General features: G+C 62.6%; 15 protein-coding genes and 1 tRNA gene. 7 read left to right on the top strand and 9 right to left on the bottom strand.

The window, feature by feature from the left end:
• The first annotated feature begins 23 nt into the window (after positions 1-23).
• From ACZ889_RS13120 to cysG, 6 genes are all read left to right on the top strand, one after another.
• On the top strand, positions 24-2,525 hold the full coding sequence (locus ACZ889_RS13120) for a DNA translocase FtsK (protein WP_180688503.1): 2,502 nt from the start codon (positions 24-26) through the stop codon (positions 2,523-2,525).
• A gap of 62 nt (positions 2,526-2,587) precedes the next feature.
• Entirely contained in the window at positions 2,588-3,211 is a 624-nt protein-coding gene (gene lolA, locus ACZ889_RS13125; protein WP_003251209.1) for an outer membrane lipoprotein periplasmic chaperone LolA, read from the top strand.
• A gap of 12 nt (positions 3,212-3,223) precedes the next feature.
• The gene (locus ACZ889_RS13130) at positions 3,224-4,549 is read left to right on the top strand and encodes a replication-associated recombination protein A (protein ID WP_010954809.1); all 1,326 of its coding nucleotides are present in this window, start codon (positions 3,224-3,226) and stop codon (positions 4,547-4,549) included.
• A complete protein-coding gene (gene crcB, locus ACZ889_RS13135; protein WP_003251205.1) occupies positions 4,546-4,920 on the top strand; it encodes a fluoride efflux transporter CrcB in 375 nt (124 codons plus the stop codon). Before ACZ889_RS13130 ends, crcB begins: the two co-directional genes overlap by 4 nt.
• 30 nt (positions 4,921-4,950) lie before the next feature.
• A complete protein-coding gene (gene serS / locus ACZ889_RS13140; RefSeq protein WP_010954808.1) occupies positions 4,951-6,231 on the top strand; it encodes a serine--tRNA ligase in 1,281 nt (426 codons plus the stop codon).
• Positions 6,232-7,623 carry a siroheme synthase CysG gene (cysG, locus tag ACZ889_RS13145; protein WP_003251202.1) on the top strand — a complete coding sequence of 464 codons (1,392 nt, stop codon included), beginning with the start codon at positions 6,232-6,234 and terminating at the stop codon, positions 7,621-7,623.
• Positions 7,624-7,728: 105 nt separating this feature from the next.
• On the opposite strand, the gene ACZ889_RS13150 is transcribed toward cysG, so the two are convergent.
• The 8 genes from ACZ889_RS13150 to ACZ889_RS13185 form a co-directional block, all read right to left on the bottom strand.
• Positions 7,729-8,688 (bottom strand): glutathione S-transferase family protein, encoded by a 960-nt coding sequence (locus ACZ889_RS13150; protein ID WP_476257438.1) that lies wholly within the window; start codon positions 8,686-8,688, stop codon positions 7,729-7,731.
• A 94-nt stretch (positions 8,689-8,782) separates the two neighbouring features.
• Positions 8,783-9,784, bottom strand: coding sequence for a glycosyl transferase family protein (locus ACZ889_RS13155; protein ID WP_180688501.1), 1,002 nt, complete (start codon positions 9,782-9,784; stop codon positions 8,783-8,785).
• Positions 9,781-10,116, bottom strand: a complete 336-nt coding sequence (locus tag ACZ889_RS13160) for a TusE/DsrC/DsvC family sulfur relay protein (protein WP_010954804.1) — start codon at positions 10,114-10,116, stop codon at positions 9,781-9,783. Before ACZ889_RS13160 ends, ACZ889_RS13155 begins: the two co-directional genes overlap by 4 nt.
• The gene (gene tusB, locus ACZ889_RS13165) at positions 10,113-10,409 is read right to left on the bottom strand and encodes a sulfurtransferase complex subunit TusB (RefSeq protein ID WP_144000312.1); all 297 of its coding nucleotides are present in this window, start codon (positions 10,407-10,409) and stop codon (positions 10,113-10,115) included. Before tusB ends, ACZ889_RS13160 begins: the two co-directional genes overlap by 4 nt.
• A complete protein-coding gene (gene tusC / locus ACZ889_RS13170; protein WP_180688500.1) occupies positions 10,409-10,768 on the bottom strand; it encodes a sulfurtransferase complex subunit TusC in 360 nt (119 codons plus the stop codon). Before tusC ends, tusB begins: the two co-directional genes overlap by 1 nt.
• Position 10,769: 1 nt before the next feature.
• Complete coding sequence (gene tusD, locus ACZ889_RS13175; RefSeq protein WP_003251188.1) at positions 10,770-11,162, bottom strand: sulfurtransferase complex subunit TusD; 393 nt, start codon at positions 11,160-11,162, stop codon at positions 10,770-10,772.
• A 95-nt stretch (positions 11,163-11,257) separates the two neighbouring features.
• On the bottom strand, positions 11,258-12,637 hold the full coding sequence (locus tag ACZ889_RS13180; protein WP_476257439.1) for a nucleobase:cation symporter-2 family protein: 1,380 nt from the start codon (positions 12,635-12,637) through the stop codon (positions 11,258-11,260).
• A 163-nt stretch (positions 12,638-12,800) separates the two neighbouring features.
• Complete coding sequence (locus ACZ889_RS13185) at positions 12,801-13,472, bottom strand: Bax inhibitor-1/YccA family protein (RefSeq protein WP_003251184.1); 672 nt, start codon at positions 13,470-13,472, stop codon at positions 12,801-12,803.
• A gap of 133 nt (positions 13,473-13,605) precedes the next feature.
• On the opposite strand from ACZ889_RS13185, the gene ACZ889_RS13190 reads away from it, so the two are divergent.
• Positions 13,606-13,693 (top strand) — tRNA-Ser (locus tag ACZ889_RS13190).
• A 121-nt stretch (positions 13,694-13,814) separates the two neighbouring features.
• On the opposite strand, the gene ACZ889_RS13195 is transcribed toward ACZ889_RS13190, so the two are convergent.
• Positions 13,815-13,970 carry a hypothetical protein gene (locus ACZ889_RS13195; protein WP_003251181.1) on the bottom strand — a complete coding sequence of 52 codons (156 nt, stop codon included), beginning with the start codon at positions 13,968-13,970 and terminating at the stop codon, positions 13,815-13,817.
• Positions 13,971-14,407 lie beyond the last annotated feature (437 nt).

The raw sequence follows: 14,407 nt of genomic DNA on the forward strand, positions 1-14,407 counted from the left end.
CCACGCGCAGGAATAGACGCGTTTTGAAGAAATCCACCGCAACTCCAGCTCCATTGCCTGTGCCACTGTGGCGGCAGCAGCTGCATTATCGCCTCAAGGAAGGTGCGTTGATCGCTGTCGGCGCGCTGTGCCTGTACCTGTGGATGGCGCTGCTGACCTACGATACGTCGGACCCGGGCTTCAGCCACACCAGCAACGTCGACCAGGTGCAGAATGCGGCCGGGCGTGCCGGTGCCTACTTCGCCGACATCCTGTTCATGGTGCTGGGTTACTTCGCCTATATTTTCCCGCTGCTGCTGGCGGTCAAGACCTGGCAGATTTTCCGCGAACGCCACCAGCCGTGGGATTGGAGCGGCTGGCTGTTCTCCTGGCGGCTGATTGGCCTGGTGTTCCTGGTGCTGTCGGGGGCAGCGCTGGCGCATATCCACTTCCACCCGCCCGCCAGCCTGCCGTTCTCCGCCGGTGGTGCACTGGGCGAAAGCCTGGGCGACCTGGCGCGCAACCTGCTGAACGTGCAGGGCAGCACGCTGATGTTCATTGCCCTGTTCCTGTTCGGCCTGACCGTCTTCACCGACCTGTCGTGGTTCAAGGTGATGGACCTGACCGGCAAGATCACCCTCGACCTGTTCGAACTGGTGCAGGGGGCTGCCACCCGCTGGTGGGAAGCGCGCAACGAGCGCAAGCGCCTTGAGGCACAGCTGCGCGAGGACGAACCGGTGTTCAAGGCCGCGCCGATGGCTGCCGAGAAGCGCGAGCCGGCCAAACCGTCACTGCGCGAGCGCATCCTCAAGCGTGAAGAGCCACCCGCTCAGCCGGTCGAGCCACGTGAGCCAACCCTTGCACGCGAACCGATTGTGCCGCCACGTGAAACGGCGCCTGAGGCATTGGCGCCGCGTGAAACCGTGGTGCCCCGCCAGCAGCACGCAGCGCCCACCATTGTGCCGCCGTCAGCCGCCAAGGCGCCGGAGCCGAGCAAGCGGGCGATGAAGGAAAAGCAGGCGCCGCTGTTCGTCGACAGCGCCGTGGAAGGCACCTTGCCCTCGATTTCCATCCTCGACCCGGCCGAACAGAAAAAGATCGAGTATTCGCCAGAGTCCCTGGCCGGCGTCGGTCAGCTGCTGGAAATCAAGCTCAAGGAATTTGGTGTGGAAGTGGCGGTGGACTCGATCCACCCCGGCCCGGTAATTACCCGTTACGAAATCCAGCCGGCCGCCGGCGTGAAGGTCAGCCGCATCGCCAACCTGGCCAAGGACCTGGCGCGTTCGCTGGCCGTGACCAGTGTGCGAGTGGTTGAGGTTATCCCTGGCAAGACCACGGTAGGTATCGAGATACCCAACGAAAACCGCCAGATGGTGCGCTTCTCCGAAGTGCTGGCCACGCCGCAGTACGACGAGCAGAAATCGCCCGTCACGCTGGCGCTGGGCCACGACATTGGCGGCAAGCCGGTGATCACTGACCTGGCCAAGATGCCACACCTGTTGGTGGCCGGTACTACCGGCTCCGGTAAGTCGGTGGGTGTGAACGCGATGATTTTGTCGATCCTGTTCAAGTCCAGCCCGGAAGACGCGCGGCTGATCATGATCGACCCGAAAATGCTTGAACTGTCGATCTACGAAGGCATCCCGCACTTACTGTGCCCGGTGGTCACCGACATGAAGGACGCCGCCAACGCCCTGCGCTGGAGCGTGGCCGAAATGGAGCGGCGCTATAAACTGATGGCGGCCATGGGCGTGCGTAACCTGGCCGGTTTCAACCGCAAGATCAAGGACGCCCAGGAAGCGGGCGAAATCATCCATGACCCGCTGTATCGCCGTGAGAGCATGGACGATGAGCCACCTGCGCTGAAAACCTTGCCGACCATCGTGGTGGTGGTGGACGAATTCGCCGACATGATGATGATCGTCGGCAAGAAGGTCGAAGAGCTGATCGCCCGTATCGCGCAGAAGGCACGGGCGGCCGGTATTCACCTGATCCTCGCGACCCAGCGCCCGTCGGTGGACGTGATCACCGGCCTGATCAAGGCCAACATCCCGACCCGTATGGCGTTCCAGGTGTCGAGCAAGATCGACTCGCGTACCATCATCGACCAGGGCGGTGCCGAACAGCTGCTGGGCCATGGCGACATGCTGTACATGCCGCCGGGCACCAGCCTGCCGATCCGGGTGCACGGCGCATTCGTGTCCGACGACGAAGTGCACCGCACGGTCGAGGCGTGGAAGCTGCGTGGCGCCCCGGACTACAACGACGACATCCTCAACGGCGTCGAAGAAGCCGGTAGCGGCTTTGAAGGCGGCGGCGGCGGTGGCGAGGGTGACGATGCCGAAACCGACGCCCTGTATGATGAAGCGGTGCAATTCGTGCTTGAGAGCCGTCGCGCCTCCATTTCTGCCGTGCAACGCAAGCTGAAGATCGGCTACAACCGTGCCGCGCGCATGATCGAGTCGATGGAGATGGCCGGCGTTGTTACCCCGATGAACAGCAACGGCTCGCGGGAAGTGATAGCCCCGGGCGGCCCGCGCGACTGATGAACACCCTGCCGGGCGCCAACGGTGGCGCCCGGCCTTTTCAACGCTCAATGAGGATTCCCATGCGCGCGATTCGCATGCTGTTGGTTTCTGCCCTTACCCTGGGCTCGGTTACTGCTTATGCCGGTGAGCAAGACGTACAACGCCTGACCCAGTTGCTGGAAAAGTCGCAGACCATCGAGGCCAACTTCTCCCAGCTGACCCTGGGCGCCGATGGCACCAGCCTGCAGGAAACCTCGGGCAAGATGACGGTCAAGCGCCCGGGCCTGTTCTACTGGCACACCGATGCACCGCAGGAGCAGGTGGTGGTGTCGGACGGCAAGAACGTCACCCTGTGGGACCCGGACCTGGAACAGGCCACCATCAAGAAGCTCGACGTGCGCCTGAACCAGACCCCGGCGCTGCTGCTGTCGGGTGATGTGTCGAAGATCAGCCAAAGCTTCGACATCGCCTCGAAGGAGCAGGGTGAAGTGATGGACTTCACCCTCAAGCCAAAGACCAAGGACACCCTGTTCGACTCGCTGCGCGTGTCGTTCCGCAAAGGCCTGATCAATGACATGCAGCTGATCGACAGCGTCGGCCAGCGTACCAACATCCTGTTCAATGGCGTCAAGGCCAACCAGGCGGTGCCGGACAGCAAGTTCAAGTTCGACATCCCCAAAGGCGCGGACGTGATCAAGGAGTAACCAGAGCTCGCCATGGACCTGTTTCGAAGCGAACCTGTCGCCCAGCCCCTGGCCGCCCGTCTGCGCCCGTCCAGCCTGGATGAGTACGTCGGCCAGGAGCACCTGCTGGCGCGCGGTAAACCGCTGCGCGAAGCGCTGGAACAAGGTGCGCTGCACTCGATGATCTTCTGGGGGCCGCCCGGGGTCGGCAAGACCACGCTGGCGCGGTTGCTGGCGCAGTTCTGCGATGCGCACTTCGAAACGGTGTCGGCGGTGCTGGCCGGGGTGAAAGAGATCCGCCAGGCGGTGGAGGTGGCCAAACAGCAGGCTGGCCAGTATGGCCGTCGTACCATCCTGTTCGTTGACGAGGTGCACCGCTTCAACAAGTCGCAGCAGGACGCCTTTTTGCCCTATGTCGAGGACGGCACCCTGCTGTTCATCGGTGCCACCACCGAAAACCCGTCGTTCGAGCTGAACAACGCGCTGCTGTCACGGGCGCGGGTGTATGTGCTCAAGAGCCTGGACGAAGCCGCCCTGCGCAAGCTGGTCAACCGTGCGCTGACGGAAGAGCGTGGCCTGGGCAAGCGCAACCTGCGGGTGGGCGACGACGCCTTCAAGATGCTGATGGCCGCTGCCGACGGCGATGGCCGGCGCATGCTCAACTTCCTCGAGAACGCCTCGGACCTGGCTGAAGACGGTAGCGAAATCGACGTCGAGATGCTACAGAGCCTGCTGGGTGACAGTCGCCGCCGCTTCGACAAGGGCGGCGAGGCGTTTTACGACCAGATATCCGCGCTGCACAAGTCGGTGCGCGGCTCCAACCCCGATGGCGCCCTGTACTGGTTTGCACGCATGCTCGACGGCGGCTGCGATCCGTTGTACATCGCCCGCCGCGTGGTGCGCATGGCCAGCGAGGACATCGGCAACGCCGACCCGCGTGCGCTTAGCCTGTGCCTGGCTGCCTGGGATGTGCAGGAGCGCCTTGGCAGCCCCGAGGGCGAGTTGGCGGTGGCACAGGCCATCACCTACCTGGCCTGTGCACCCAAGAGCAACGCGGTGTACGTGGGGTTCAAGACCGCCCTGCGTGAAGCGGCCGAGCACGGTTCGCTGGAGGTGCCGTTGCACTTGCGCAATGCCCCGACCAAGCTGATGAAGCAGTTGGGCTATGGCGACGAGTACCGCTATGCCCACGATGAACCTGACGCCTACGCCGCCGGTGAGGATTACTTCCCCGACGAACTGGAACCGCGCCAGTACTATCAGCCGGTGCCCCGTGGCCTGGAACTGAAAATTGGCGAGAAGCTGCGCCACCTGGCCGACCTCGACCGCAACAGCCCCCGCCAGCGGAGAAAACCATGATTGCACTCATCGCCGCGGTCAGCGCCGGTGGTATTGCGGGTACCTTGTTGCGCTTCGCTACTACCAACTGGGTGGCGGCCCACTGGCCACGGCACTTCTATGCCGGTACGCTGGCGGTCAACCTGGTTGGCTGCCTGCTGATCGGCTTGCTCTATGGCTTGTTCTTGCACAAGCCGCTGGCGCCGGTCGAATTGCGCGCCGGCCTGATTGTCGGCTTTCTCGGTGGCCTGACGACCTTTTCCTCCTTCTCGCTCGATACCGTGCGCCTGATGGAAAGCGGGCAAGTGCCCCTTGCCTTGGGCTATACCAGTATCAGCGTGGTGGGCGGGCTGCTCGCAACCTGGGCTGGCCTGTCCCTGACCCGATTCTGAACCAACACCTACATATAACGAGAGAACGATATGCTCGATTCCAAACTGTTACGCGGCCAACTTCAGGAAGTGGCGGACCGCCTGGCCTCCCGTGGCTTCAGCCTGGATGTCGCGCGCATCGAATCACTGGAAGAGCGCCGCAAGGCGGTGCAGACCCGCACCGAACAACTGCAGGCTGAGCGTAACGCCCGTTCCAAGTCCATCGGCCAGGCCAAGGCCAAGGGCGAAGACATCGCCCCGCTGATGGCGGACGTCGAGCGCATGGCCAACGAACTGGCTGCCGGCAAGGCTGAGCTGGACGCCATTCAGGCCGAGCTGGATGGCATCCTGCTGACCATCCCCAACCTGCCGGACGCCAGCGTGCCGGTCGGCGCCAGTGAAGACGACAACGTCGAAGTGCGCCGTTGGGGCACGCCGAAGGCATTCGACTTCGAAATCAAGGACCATGTGGCCCTCGGTGAAATCAGCGGCGGCCTGGACTTCGAAGCAGCTGCCAAGCTGTCCGGCGCCCGTTTTGCTGTGCTGCGTGGTCCGGTTGCCCGTCTGCACCGCGCCCTGGCGCAGTTCATGATCAACCTGCACACCGGCGAACATGGCTACGAGGAACACTACACCCCGTACATGGTGCAGGCGCCGGCGCTGCAGGGCACTGGCCAGTTGCCGAAGTTCGAGGAAGACCTGTTCAAGATCACCCGCGAAGGTGAGGCAGACTTCTACCTGATCCCGACTGCCGAAGTGTCGCTGACCAACCTGGTGGCGGGTGAAATCCTCGACGCCAAGCAGCTGCCGCTGAAACTGGTTGCCCACACCCCTTGCTTCCGCAGCGAAGCTGGCGCTTCTGGCCGTGACACCCGCGGCATGATCCGCCAGCACCAGTTCGACAAAGTCGAGATGGTGCAGGTGGTAGAACCGTCCAAGTCGATGGAAGCCCTGGAAGGCCTGACCGCCAACGCCGAGCGCGTGCTGCAGTTGCTTGAGCTGCCATACCGCGTGCTGGCCCTGTGCACTGGCGACATGGGCTTTGGTGCGGTGAAAACCTACGACCTGGAAGTGTGGGTGCCAAGCCAGGACAAGTACCGCGAAATCAGCTCGTGCTCCAACTGTGGTGATTTCCAGGCGCGCCGCATGCAGGCTCGCTGGCGCAACCCGGAAACCGGCAAGCCAGAGCTGGTACACACGCTCAACGGCTCCGGTCTGGCCGTAGGCCGTACCCTGGTTGCTGTGCTGGAAAACTACCAGCAGGCCGACGGTTCGATCCTGGTGCCGGAAGTGCTGAAGCCTTACATGGGCGGCGTCGAGGTCATCCGCTAAATGGATTACCTGCCGCTGTTCCACAAGCTGCAGGGCGGCCGCGTGCTGGTCGTCGGTGGCGGTGAGATCGCCTTGCGCAAGGCACGCCTGCTGGCCGATGCCGGCGGTGTGCTGCGCGTGGTGGCGCCGGACGTCGACGGCCAGTTGGCGGCGTTGGCCCGGGAAGGTGGCGGTGAGGTGCTGGTGCGTGGCTATCAGGCAGCCGACCTGGTCGGTTGCCGGCTGGTGATCGCGGCGACCGACGACCCTGGGCTGAATGCCCAGGTGTCGGCTGATGCGCAGGCCCTCAGCGTGCCGGTCAATGTGGTGGATGCGCCGGCCCTGTGCACGGTGATCTTCCCGGCGATCGTAGACCGCTCGCCGCTGGTTATTGCTGTTTCCAGCGGCGGTGACGCCCCGGTACTGGCACGCCTGATTCGCGCCAAGCTCGAGGCATGGATCCCTTCGGCCTATGGTGAACTGGCCGGGCTGGCGGCACGCTTCCGGCACAAGGTCAAATCCCTTTACCCGGACGTCAACCAGCGTCGTGGCTTCTGGGAAACCGTGTTCCAGGGGCCGATCGCCGAGCGTCAGCTGGCCGGGCAGGGCGCGGAAGCCGAACGTCTGTTGCAGGCGATGGTAGACGGCGCACCGGTGCAGCAGGGCGGTGAGGTGTACTTGGTTGGTGCCGGCCCGGGTGATCCGGACTTGCTGACCTTCCGTGCCTTGCGCCTGATGCAGCAGGCCGACGTGGTGCTGTACGACCGCCTGGTCGCACCCGCCATCATCGATATGTGTCGTCGTGATGCCGAGCGCATCTATGTAGGCAAGCGCCGCGCTGATCATTCAGTGCCGCAGGACCAGATCAACCGCCTGTTGGTCGATCTGGCTCGACAGGGCAAGCGGGTGCTGCGCCTGAAGGGTGGCGACCCGTTCATCTTCGGCCGGGGCGGCGAAGAGATCGAAGAGCTGGCCGAGCATGGCATTCCGTTCCAGGTGGTGCCGGGCATTACCGCGGCCAGCGGCTGCTCGGCGTATGGCGGCATTCCGCTGACTCACCGCGACTATGCCCAGTCGGTGCGCTTCGTCACCGGGCACCTCAAGGACGGCACCAGCAACCTGCCGTGGAATGACCTGGTGGCGCCGGCGCAGACCTTGGTGTTCTACATGGGGTTGGTGGGCTTGCCGACCATCTGTGCCGAGCTGATTCGCCACGGGCGTGCCGCGAGTACCCCGGCGGCGTTGGTGCAGCAGGGGACCACGCGTAATCAGCGAGTGTTCACCGGCACCTTGGCGGACTTGCCAGACCTGGTGGCCCAGCACGAGGTGCATGCGCCGACCCTGGTGATTGTGGGGGAGGTGGTGCAGTTGCGTGACAAGCTGGCCTGGTTCGAAGGTTCGCAGAACAGCTGAAATCGTTGGGGCCGCTTTGCGGCCCATCGCACATGCCCCAGGCATTGCAAGGTCCTTGTGTGTGGGCCTTGTGTCGCGATGGGCTGCAAAGCAGCCCCGGCTTTCTCAAGCCTGCCAAATCCCTTTGCCCACCAACCGCTCTCGATCATGCGGCAAGCCAAAGTCCTGCAAAGGCCCTTTAGGCACAATCCCGTTCGGGTTGATGGTCTTGTGGCTCATGTAATAGTGCTTCTGGATATGCTCCATGTTCACCGTGCCCGCCACCCCAGGCCACTGGTACAGCTCACGCAGCCAGTTTGACAGGTTGTGGTAGTCGCTCAGGCGGCGCAGGTTGCACTTGAAGTGCCCGTGGTACACGGCATCGAAGCGCACCAGTGTAGTGAACAGGCGTACATCAGCCTCGGTCAGGTACTCACCCGCCAGGTAGCGATTGCGGCCTAGCAAGGCTTCCAGGTAATCCAGCTCGTTGAACACATCGTCGAAGGCAGCCTCGTAAGCGTCTTGCGTGGTAGCAAAGCCTGCGCGGTACACACCGTTGTTCACCGCCGGGTAGATGCGCTCGTTCAGTGCTTCGATGGTCGGGCGCAGCGATGCGGGGTAAAGGTCCAGGGTATTGCCGGTCAGCTCGTTGAACGCGCTGTTGAATATGCGGATGATTTCTGCCGACTCATTGTTGACGATGCGCTTCTCTTTCTTGTCCCACAGCACAGGCACCGTCACGCGCCCAGTGTAGTGCGGGTCATCCTGGGTGTAGCGCTGGTGCAGGTACTGCAGGGCGTCGAGGTGGTCCCCGCTGGAGCCTTGCTGCTGATCGAAGGTCCAGCCATGGTCCTGCATCAGCCAGCTGACCACCGACACGTCGATCAACGGCTCCAGGCCTTTCAGCGCGCGAAAGATCAGGGTGCGGTGGGCCCATGGGCAGGCCAGCGACACATACAGGTGGTAGCGGCCGGCCTCGGGGGCGGGCAGCTGATTGCGGCGCTGGGCATTCTCACGCTTGAACGTGCCGTCCTTGCCGTTTTCATACCACTGGTCGTGCCAGCGACCGTCGATCAATAGGCCCATGGTGAGCTCCTGAAACAAAGTTGTTTGTCGTTGGAGCCCAGTCTAGGCCAAATCGTTCGAAGAAATAGCGCAAAGATCGGGGTTCTATTATCGGCTAAATCGATCTATTTCGAGTATCCCAATAGCCTTGCGCTGTTACGAACGCCTGCTCGCGGTGCTGTCCCAAGCCACGCAGGGCCAGCGCCATGGTCGCAATCAGGGCCTTCTCGCCATAACTGTCTTCCACTTCGCCACGCCAGAACGCCAGCAAGTGCTCTGCCTGCAGGCTGGGCGGCTTGACATGGCGGCGTTCGCTCAACGCTGGCCACTCTTCATCCCATGCCTCACCCGCCGTGGTGCCGTAGAGATGGCTGATGACATCGGGATTGACCTCGATTTCGCCGCCATCACCCTTGATCACCACGGCATGGTCGCCCAGCAAGCGGCTGGCTTCGCGGTGCACGGCCTGGTAACCGGGGTGAAAGATGCTCTGCAATCCACAGCGAGCGCCCAGCGGGTTAAGCACTCGAGCCAGCGAGTGGATGGGCGAGCGCAGGCCCAGGGTATTGCGCAGGTCGATCATGCGTTGCAGCTGCGGCGCCCAGTCGTGCAGCGGGAAGAATGCCAGCTGGTGCTGGTCCAGCGCGTTGCCGACGGCGGCCCAGTCGCGGCACAGCGGAATCTGCAGCAGGTCGAGCAGTTGCTCTGTATACATACGCCCGGCAGTGTGTGCGCCACCGCCGTGCATCAGGATGCGCACGCCATTGTTGGCCAGGCACTTGGCGGCCAGCAGGTACCAGGGCAGGTGACGCTTCTTGCCGGCGTACGTGGGCCAGTCCAGGTCAACGGCGATGCACGGCGCCTGCAGGTGGGCGCGCAAGGCCTCGGTGAAGCCAGCCAGCTCTTCAGCGCTTTCTTCCTTGTGCCGCAGCAGCATGAGGAAGGCACCTAGCTGGGTGTCTTCAACCTTGCCTTCCAGCAGCAGGGTCATGGCTGCACGGGCCTCCTCGCGGGTCAGGCCACGCGCGCCGCGCTTGCCTTTGCCGAGAATGCGCACGAATTCGGCGAACGGGTGTTCGGCGGGGGTTTCCAGAGTGAGCGGACGAGGTTCGGTCATATGCAGTTGGTCGGCTTGGGCAGGCCCGCCAGCTTGGCGGCAAGTTTGGCGGGGGTGCCGTTGAACAGGCGGTTAAGGTGCGGGCTGTTGCCCTTTTCAGGGCCCAGCTTGAGGGCCGTGTACTTGATCAGCGGGCGGGTGGCCGGAGACAGCTGGTATTCCTGGTAGAACTGACGGAGCAGTTCGAGGATTTCCCAGTGGTCCGCCGTCAACGGGATACCCTCGCGCTTGGCCAAAGCCTCGGCGGCGTCGTGGGACCAGTCTTGCAGGTCGACCAGGAAGCCATCCTTGTCCAGGGCGATCACCTGATCGCCAACGGTGAGCGTATTCATAGCCAGCTGTTGACCTTATCGTATTGCAGCGACAGTTCGACGAACCCGGCGTAGTCCACGGCCGTTGCCAGGTCGTTGCCGACCGCGCGGGCCTGTACATCCTCGTCCAGGGCGAACAGGCGCTGGGCCAGGCCGGCGGCTTGCAAATGGCCGTGCGGCTCGCTGCCGGTGCGCAGGGCATACACGGCATCACCGCACAGCAGCAGGGCATCTTCGGCACCGAGCAGGCGCAGGCAACTGGCCAGGCGCTCGTCGCCAAACGGGGAATGGGCAATTACATGCAGGGTTTTCATCAGAGCGTTATCACCTGGTCGAAACGGGCTATCAGCGCGGCCAGCGCTGCGTCATCGAGCACTTGCACCGGCAGCGCCAGGGTCTCGGCTGCCAGGCCGCGGCGGGCCAGGCTGTGGTTGCAGGCGAACAGTTCTTCGACACCGAACATCGGCAGCGCCTGCAGGTTGGCGGCCAGGTTCTTCTGTTGCACGGCGGCGGGTTGCTGGTCCGGCGCGAGCTGGAACACACCATCGTCGAGGAACAGCATGCCCAACGGCAGGTCGAACGCGCCGCCGGCCAGGGCGATGTCCAGCGCCTCGCGGGCAGAGGGGCCATTCCACGGTGCCTGACGGCTGATGATCAACAAAGACTTGGCCATATCAGTCGCCTCCGAAGCAGACAAGGCGATCGGCCACTTGCGCGGCCTCGTGCAGCTGGCCCAGCCCCGACAGTTCCCAGGGCTTGGGCAGGTTCACGGCTGGGCGCTGGTAGCGGTTGGCCTCGGCTTCGTCGAGCACGCCACGGCGCAGGGCGGCGGCGATACACACCACGGCGTCCAGCTGATGGGTCTGTATGAACGTGCGCCACTGGCCAGCCACGTCCAGTTCGTCCTGGGGGGCGACGACGTTGGCCGAGGCACTGTGCACCCCGTCCTGATAGAAGAACAGCCGGGCAATCTCATGCCCGCCGGCCAGCACCGCCTCGGCGAAGCGCAGGGCGCGTCGCGAAGAGGGCGCATGGGCCGGGGAGAACACCGCGATAGCGAATTTCATGGCTAACTCATGCAAAGGAATGGTGCCATGATAAAGCAAAAAAGCCCGCGCCCGCTTGTGCAAGCGGGCGCGGGCTTTTCATTCAAACGCCAGGTTCAAGCCTGCTCCTTGCTCTCCGGCAAGAACCAGTTCAGCACCAGCGCACAAATCCCCCCGGTAGCCACACCCGACTCCAGCACATTGCGAATCGCCGCCGGCATATGCGCCAGGAACTCCGGCACCTGCGCCACACCCAACCCAAGCGCCAACGACACGGCGATGATCAGCAGGGCGCGACGGTCGAGGTGCGTGCTGGCGAGAATATTGATACCCGACGCCGCAACCGCCCCGAACATCACCATCGCCGCGCCGCCCAGCACCGGCTCCGGCACTGCCTGAATCACCCCAGCAACACTCGGGAACAGCCCCAGCAACACCAGCATCACGGCAATCCACATACCGATATGACGGCTGGCGATACCGGTCAGCTGAATCACCCCGTTGTTCTGGGCAAAGATCGAGCTAGGGAAGGTGTTGAACAGACCGGCCAGCAGCGAGTTGGCGCCGTTGACCAGCACGCCCCCCTTGATCCGCTGCATCCACACCGGCCCTTCGACCGGCTGGCGCGACACCTTGCTGGTGGCGGTAACGTCACCGATGGCTTCCAGCGAAGTGACCAGGTAAATCACCAGCATCGGAATGAACAGCGCCCACGAGAAGCCCAAGCCAAAGTGCAGCGGTGTCGGCACCTGGAACAGCGCGGCCTCGTGCATGCCGGTAAAGTCCAGGCGGCCCAGGAAACCGGCCAGCGCATAGCCGACCGCCAGGGCGATAACGATGGCGCAGCTGCGCATCCACACCACCGGGATACGGTTGAGAACGACGATGATCGCCAGTACCACGCCCGACATCAGCAAGTTTTCGCCATTGGCAAAGGTGCCATTGGCCATGGCACCAAAGCCACCGCCCATGCTGATCAGGCCGACCTTGATCAGCGTCAGGCCGATCATCAACACCACGATGCCAGTCACCAGCGGGGTGATCAGGCGTTTGACGAAGGGCAGGATGCGCGACACGCCCATCTCGACGAACGAGCCTGCGATTACCACACCAAAAATGGCCGCCATTACGCCCTCAACCGGCGTACCTTGCTTGACCATCAGCGCACCGCCGGCAATCAGCGGGCCGACGAAGTTGAAGCTGGTGCCCTGAACGATCAGCAGCCCCGCGCCAAATGGGCCGAAGCGTTTGCACTGGACGAAGGTGGCGATACCCGAGATCACCAGCGACATCGAAACGATCAAATTGGTATCATGTGCAGATACACCCAACGCCTGGCAGATCAGCAGGCCAGGGGTGACGATCGGCACGATGATCGCCAGCAGGTGCTGCAGGGCTGCCAGCAGGCCGATCAACAGCCGTGGCTTGTCCTCCAGACCAAGCACCAGTTCATTGGCAGGCGCCGCTGCGCCTGGGCTGTGTTCGTGTGAGCTCATTGCTGAAAGCCGCCCCGGAAGAAAAAAGGAGCGCATTCTACGGGGTGATGGCGGATAGCGGTAGAGAAAACGGGATGACGGCACGAGCATCTTGCAGCTCAACCCATTTCCAGCGCCCACAAAAAAGCCCGCCGAAGCGGGCTTCTTGCGGTACAGCAATCAATCAGTCGTCACGACCCATGATGCCAAACAACTGCAGCAGGCTGACAAACAGGTTGTAGATCGACACATACAGGCTGATGGTTGCCATGATGTAGTTACGTTCGCCACCATGAATGATCGCGCTGGTCTGGAACAGGATGCAGACCGACGAGAACAGCACGAAGCCAGCGCTGATTGCCAGTTGCAGGCCGCTGATCTGGAAGAAGAAGCTGGCAACGACAGCACCCAGCAGAACGAAGAAACCTGCAGTGATGAAGCCACTCAGGAAGCTCATGTCCTTGCGGGTGATCAGCACGTAGGCCGACAGACCACCAAACACCAGCGCAGTCATGGCAAACGCGGAGCTCACTACCTCGGCGCCACCGGCCATGCCCAGGTAACGGTTGAGGATCGGGCCGAGGATGAAGCCCATGAAACCGGTGAGCGCGAAGGTGGACACCAGGCCCCAGGCCGAATCACGCAGTTTGTTGGTAAGGAAGAACAGCCCGTAGAAGCCGATCAGCACCACGAACACGTTCGGGTAGCCGACGCGCATCTGCTGGGCAACGAAAGCCATGACACCGCTGAAGGCGAGAGTAAGCGCCAGCAGGCTGTACGTGTTGCGCAGGACCTTGCTGATCTCCTGCTGCTCGACCTGCTGGCCGTGGTGGACGGCGTAATCCTGTTCGCGCATGGCGACACTCCTTGGTAAACCTGTGGTTTCGGACGTTCAGATGCTAGGAGTCTATCAGAGCTCCTGCAACCCGCGACACAGAGAGTTTGACAGCGTGTTTCATTAAGGTATTATGGCGGCCGCAAAACGAGCTGGAAGCGTGGCCGAGTGGTTTAAGGCAACGGTCTTGAAAACCGTCGATGGGCAACTATCCTAGAGTTCGAATCTCTACGCTTCCGCCATATTCAAAGCCCTGATTTTTCAGGGCTTTTTGCGTTTTTGGGGCATAGAAAATCTACCCATGGGAACACCCTTGGGAATGCTCTTGATGTAATGGAATTGGGACGCGTCCTAATAATCTGCTTATTTGGTCGGTTTGGCGAGCGCCCCGACGCGTTGGTAAACCCTCTCGGTAATGTCGCCCTTGTTGTGGCCGAGAAGCAGGCTGGCATGGTCGACGTCCTGAATCTTCCTGATGACGGCGCCCAGGCTGCTCTCCACGTCATTGACCTCAAGCATGGTCCGCAGCTTCTTGTGGGCCTCTTCTGCTTCACGCCGAGGGCCTTGGCGATCTCGCGTTCGCCCTGACGGGCGCAGTCCTGGCGTCGCGATACTTCGCCATGTGTGCAGGGGTAATCCCGTCGTTTGGCGCTTTGTCGAAGTAGTTGCGCAGCTGCCGGAACTCGGCCAAGTTGTCCCTCTGGGTGCGAGGCGCTTTGTCGAGATGATGTCGCGTTCGTACCGGTCGAAGATCGCTCCCTGCGTGATCAGATCCTTGGGTTTCTCTTTCGCCTCCAGTTCTGCCCACTTCAGCCTCGCCAAGCTCAAGTCGGTGCCGAGTGGCAATCCCCGGCATGATAATCAACTGAAGCTGCCCTCGTCGCGGATGCGACTGCTAGCGCAAAGCCAAGAGAAGCTAGGTGGGAAGCCATCATGCCAGGGTGGATTTGCTCCCA

This window comes from Pseudomonas sp. TE3895, assembly GCF_056278855.1.

What these genes read in the sequence shown, in the direction of transcription:
- lolA (WP_003251209.1), top strand. Translation starts at nt 2,588, where the DNA reads ATGCGCGCGATTCGCATGCTGTTGGTTTCTGCCCTTACCCTGGGCTCG.
- ACZ889_RS13130 (WP_010954809.1), top strand. Translation starts at nt 3,224, where the DNA reads ATGGACCTGTTTCGAAGCGAACCTGTCGCCCAGCCCCTGGCCGCCCGT.
- crcB (WP_003251205.1), top strand. Translation starts at nt 4,546, where the DNA reads ATGATTGCACTCATCGCCGCGGTCAGCGCCGGTGGTATTGCGGGTACC.
- serS (WP_010954808.1), top strand. Translation starts at nt 4,951, where the DNA reads ATGCTCGATTCCAAACTGTTACGCGGCCAACTTCAGGAAGTGGCGGAC.
- cysG (WP_003251202.1), top strand. Translation starts at nt 6,232, where the DNA reads ATGGATTACCTGCCGCTGTTCCACAAGCTGCAGGGCGGCCGCGTGCTG.
- ACZ889_RS13150 (WP_476257438.1), bottom strand. Translation starts at nt 8,688, where the DNA reads ATGGGCCTATTGATCGACGGTCGCTGGCACGACCAGTGGTATGAAAAC.
- ACZ889_RS13155 (WP_180688501.1), bottom strand. Translation starts at nt 9,784, where the DNA reads ATGACCGAACCTCGTCCGCTCACTCTGGAAACCCCCGCCGAACACCCG.
- ACZ889_RS13160 (WP_010954804.1), bottom strand. Translation starts at nt 10,116, where the DNA reads ATGAATACGCTCACCGTTGGCGATCAGGTGATCGCCCTGGACAAGGAT.
- tusB (WP_144000312.1), bottom strand. Translation starts at nt 10,409, where the DNA reads ATGAAAACCCTGCATGTAATTGCCCATTCCCCGTTTGGCGACGAGCGC.
- tusC (WP_180688500.1), bottom strand. Translation starts at nt 10,768, where the DNA reads ATGGCCAAGTCTTTGTTGATCATCAGCCGTCAGGCACCGTGGAATGGC.
- tusD (WP_003251188.1), bottom strand. Translation starts at nt 11,162, where the DNA reads ATGAAATTCGCTATCGCGGTGTTCTCCCCGGCCCATGCGCCCTCTTCG.
- ACZ889_RS13180 (WP_476257439.1), bottom strand. Translation starts at nt 12,637, where the DNA reads ATGAGCTCACACGAACACAGCCCAGGCGCAGCGGCGCCTGCCAATGAA.
- ACZ889_RS13185 (WP_003251184.1), bottom strand. Translation starts at nt 13,472, where the DNA reads ATGCGCGAACAGGATTACGCCGTCCACCACGGCCAGCAGGTCGAGCAG.
- ACZ889_RS13195 (WP_003251181.1), bottom strand. Translation starts at nt 13,970, where the DNA reads ATGCTTGAGGTCAATGACGTGGAGAGCAGCCTGGGCGCCGTCATCAGG.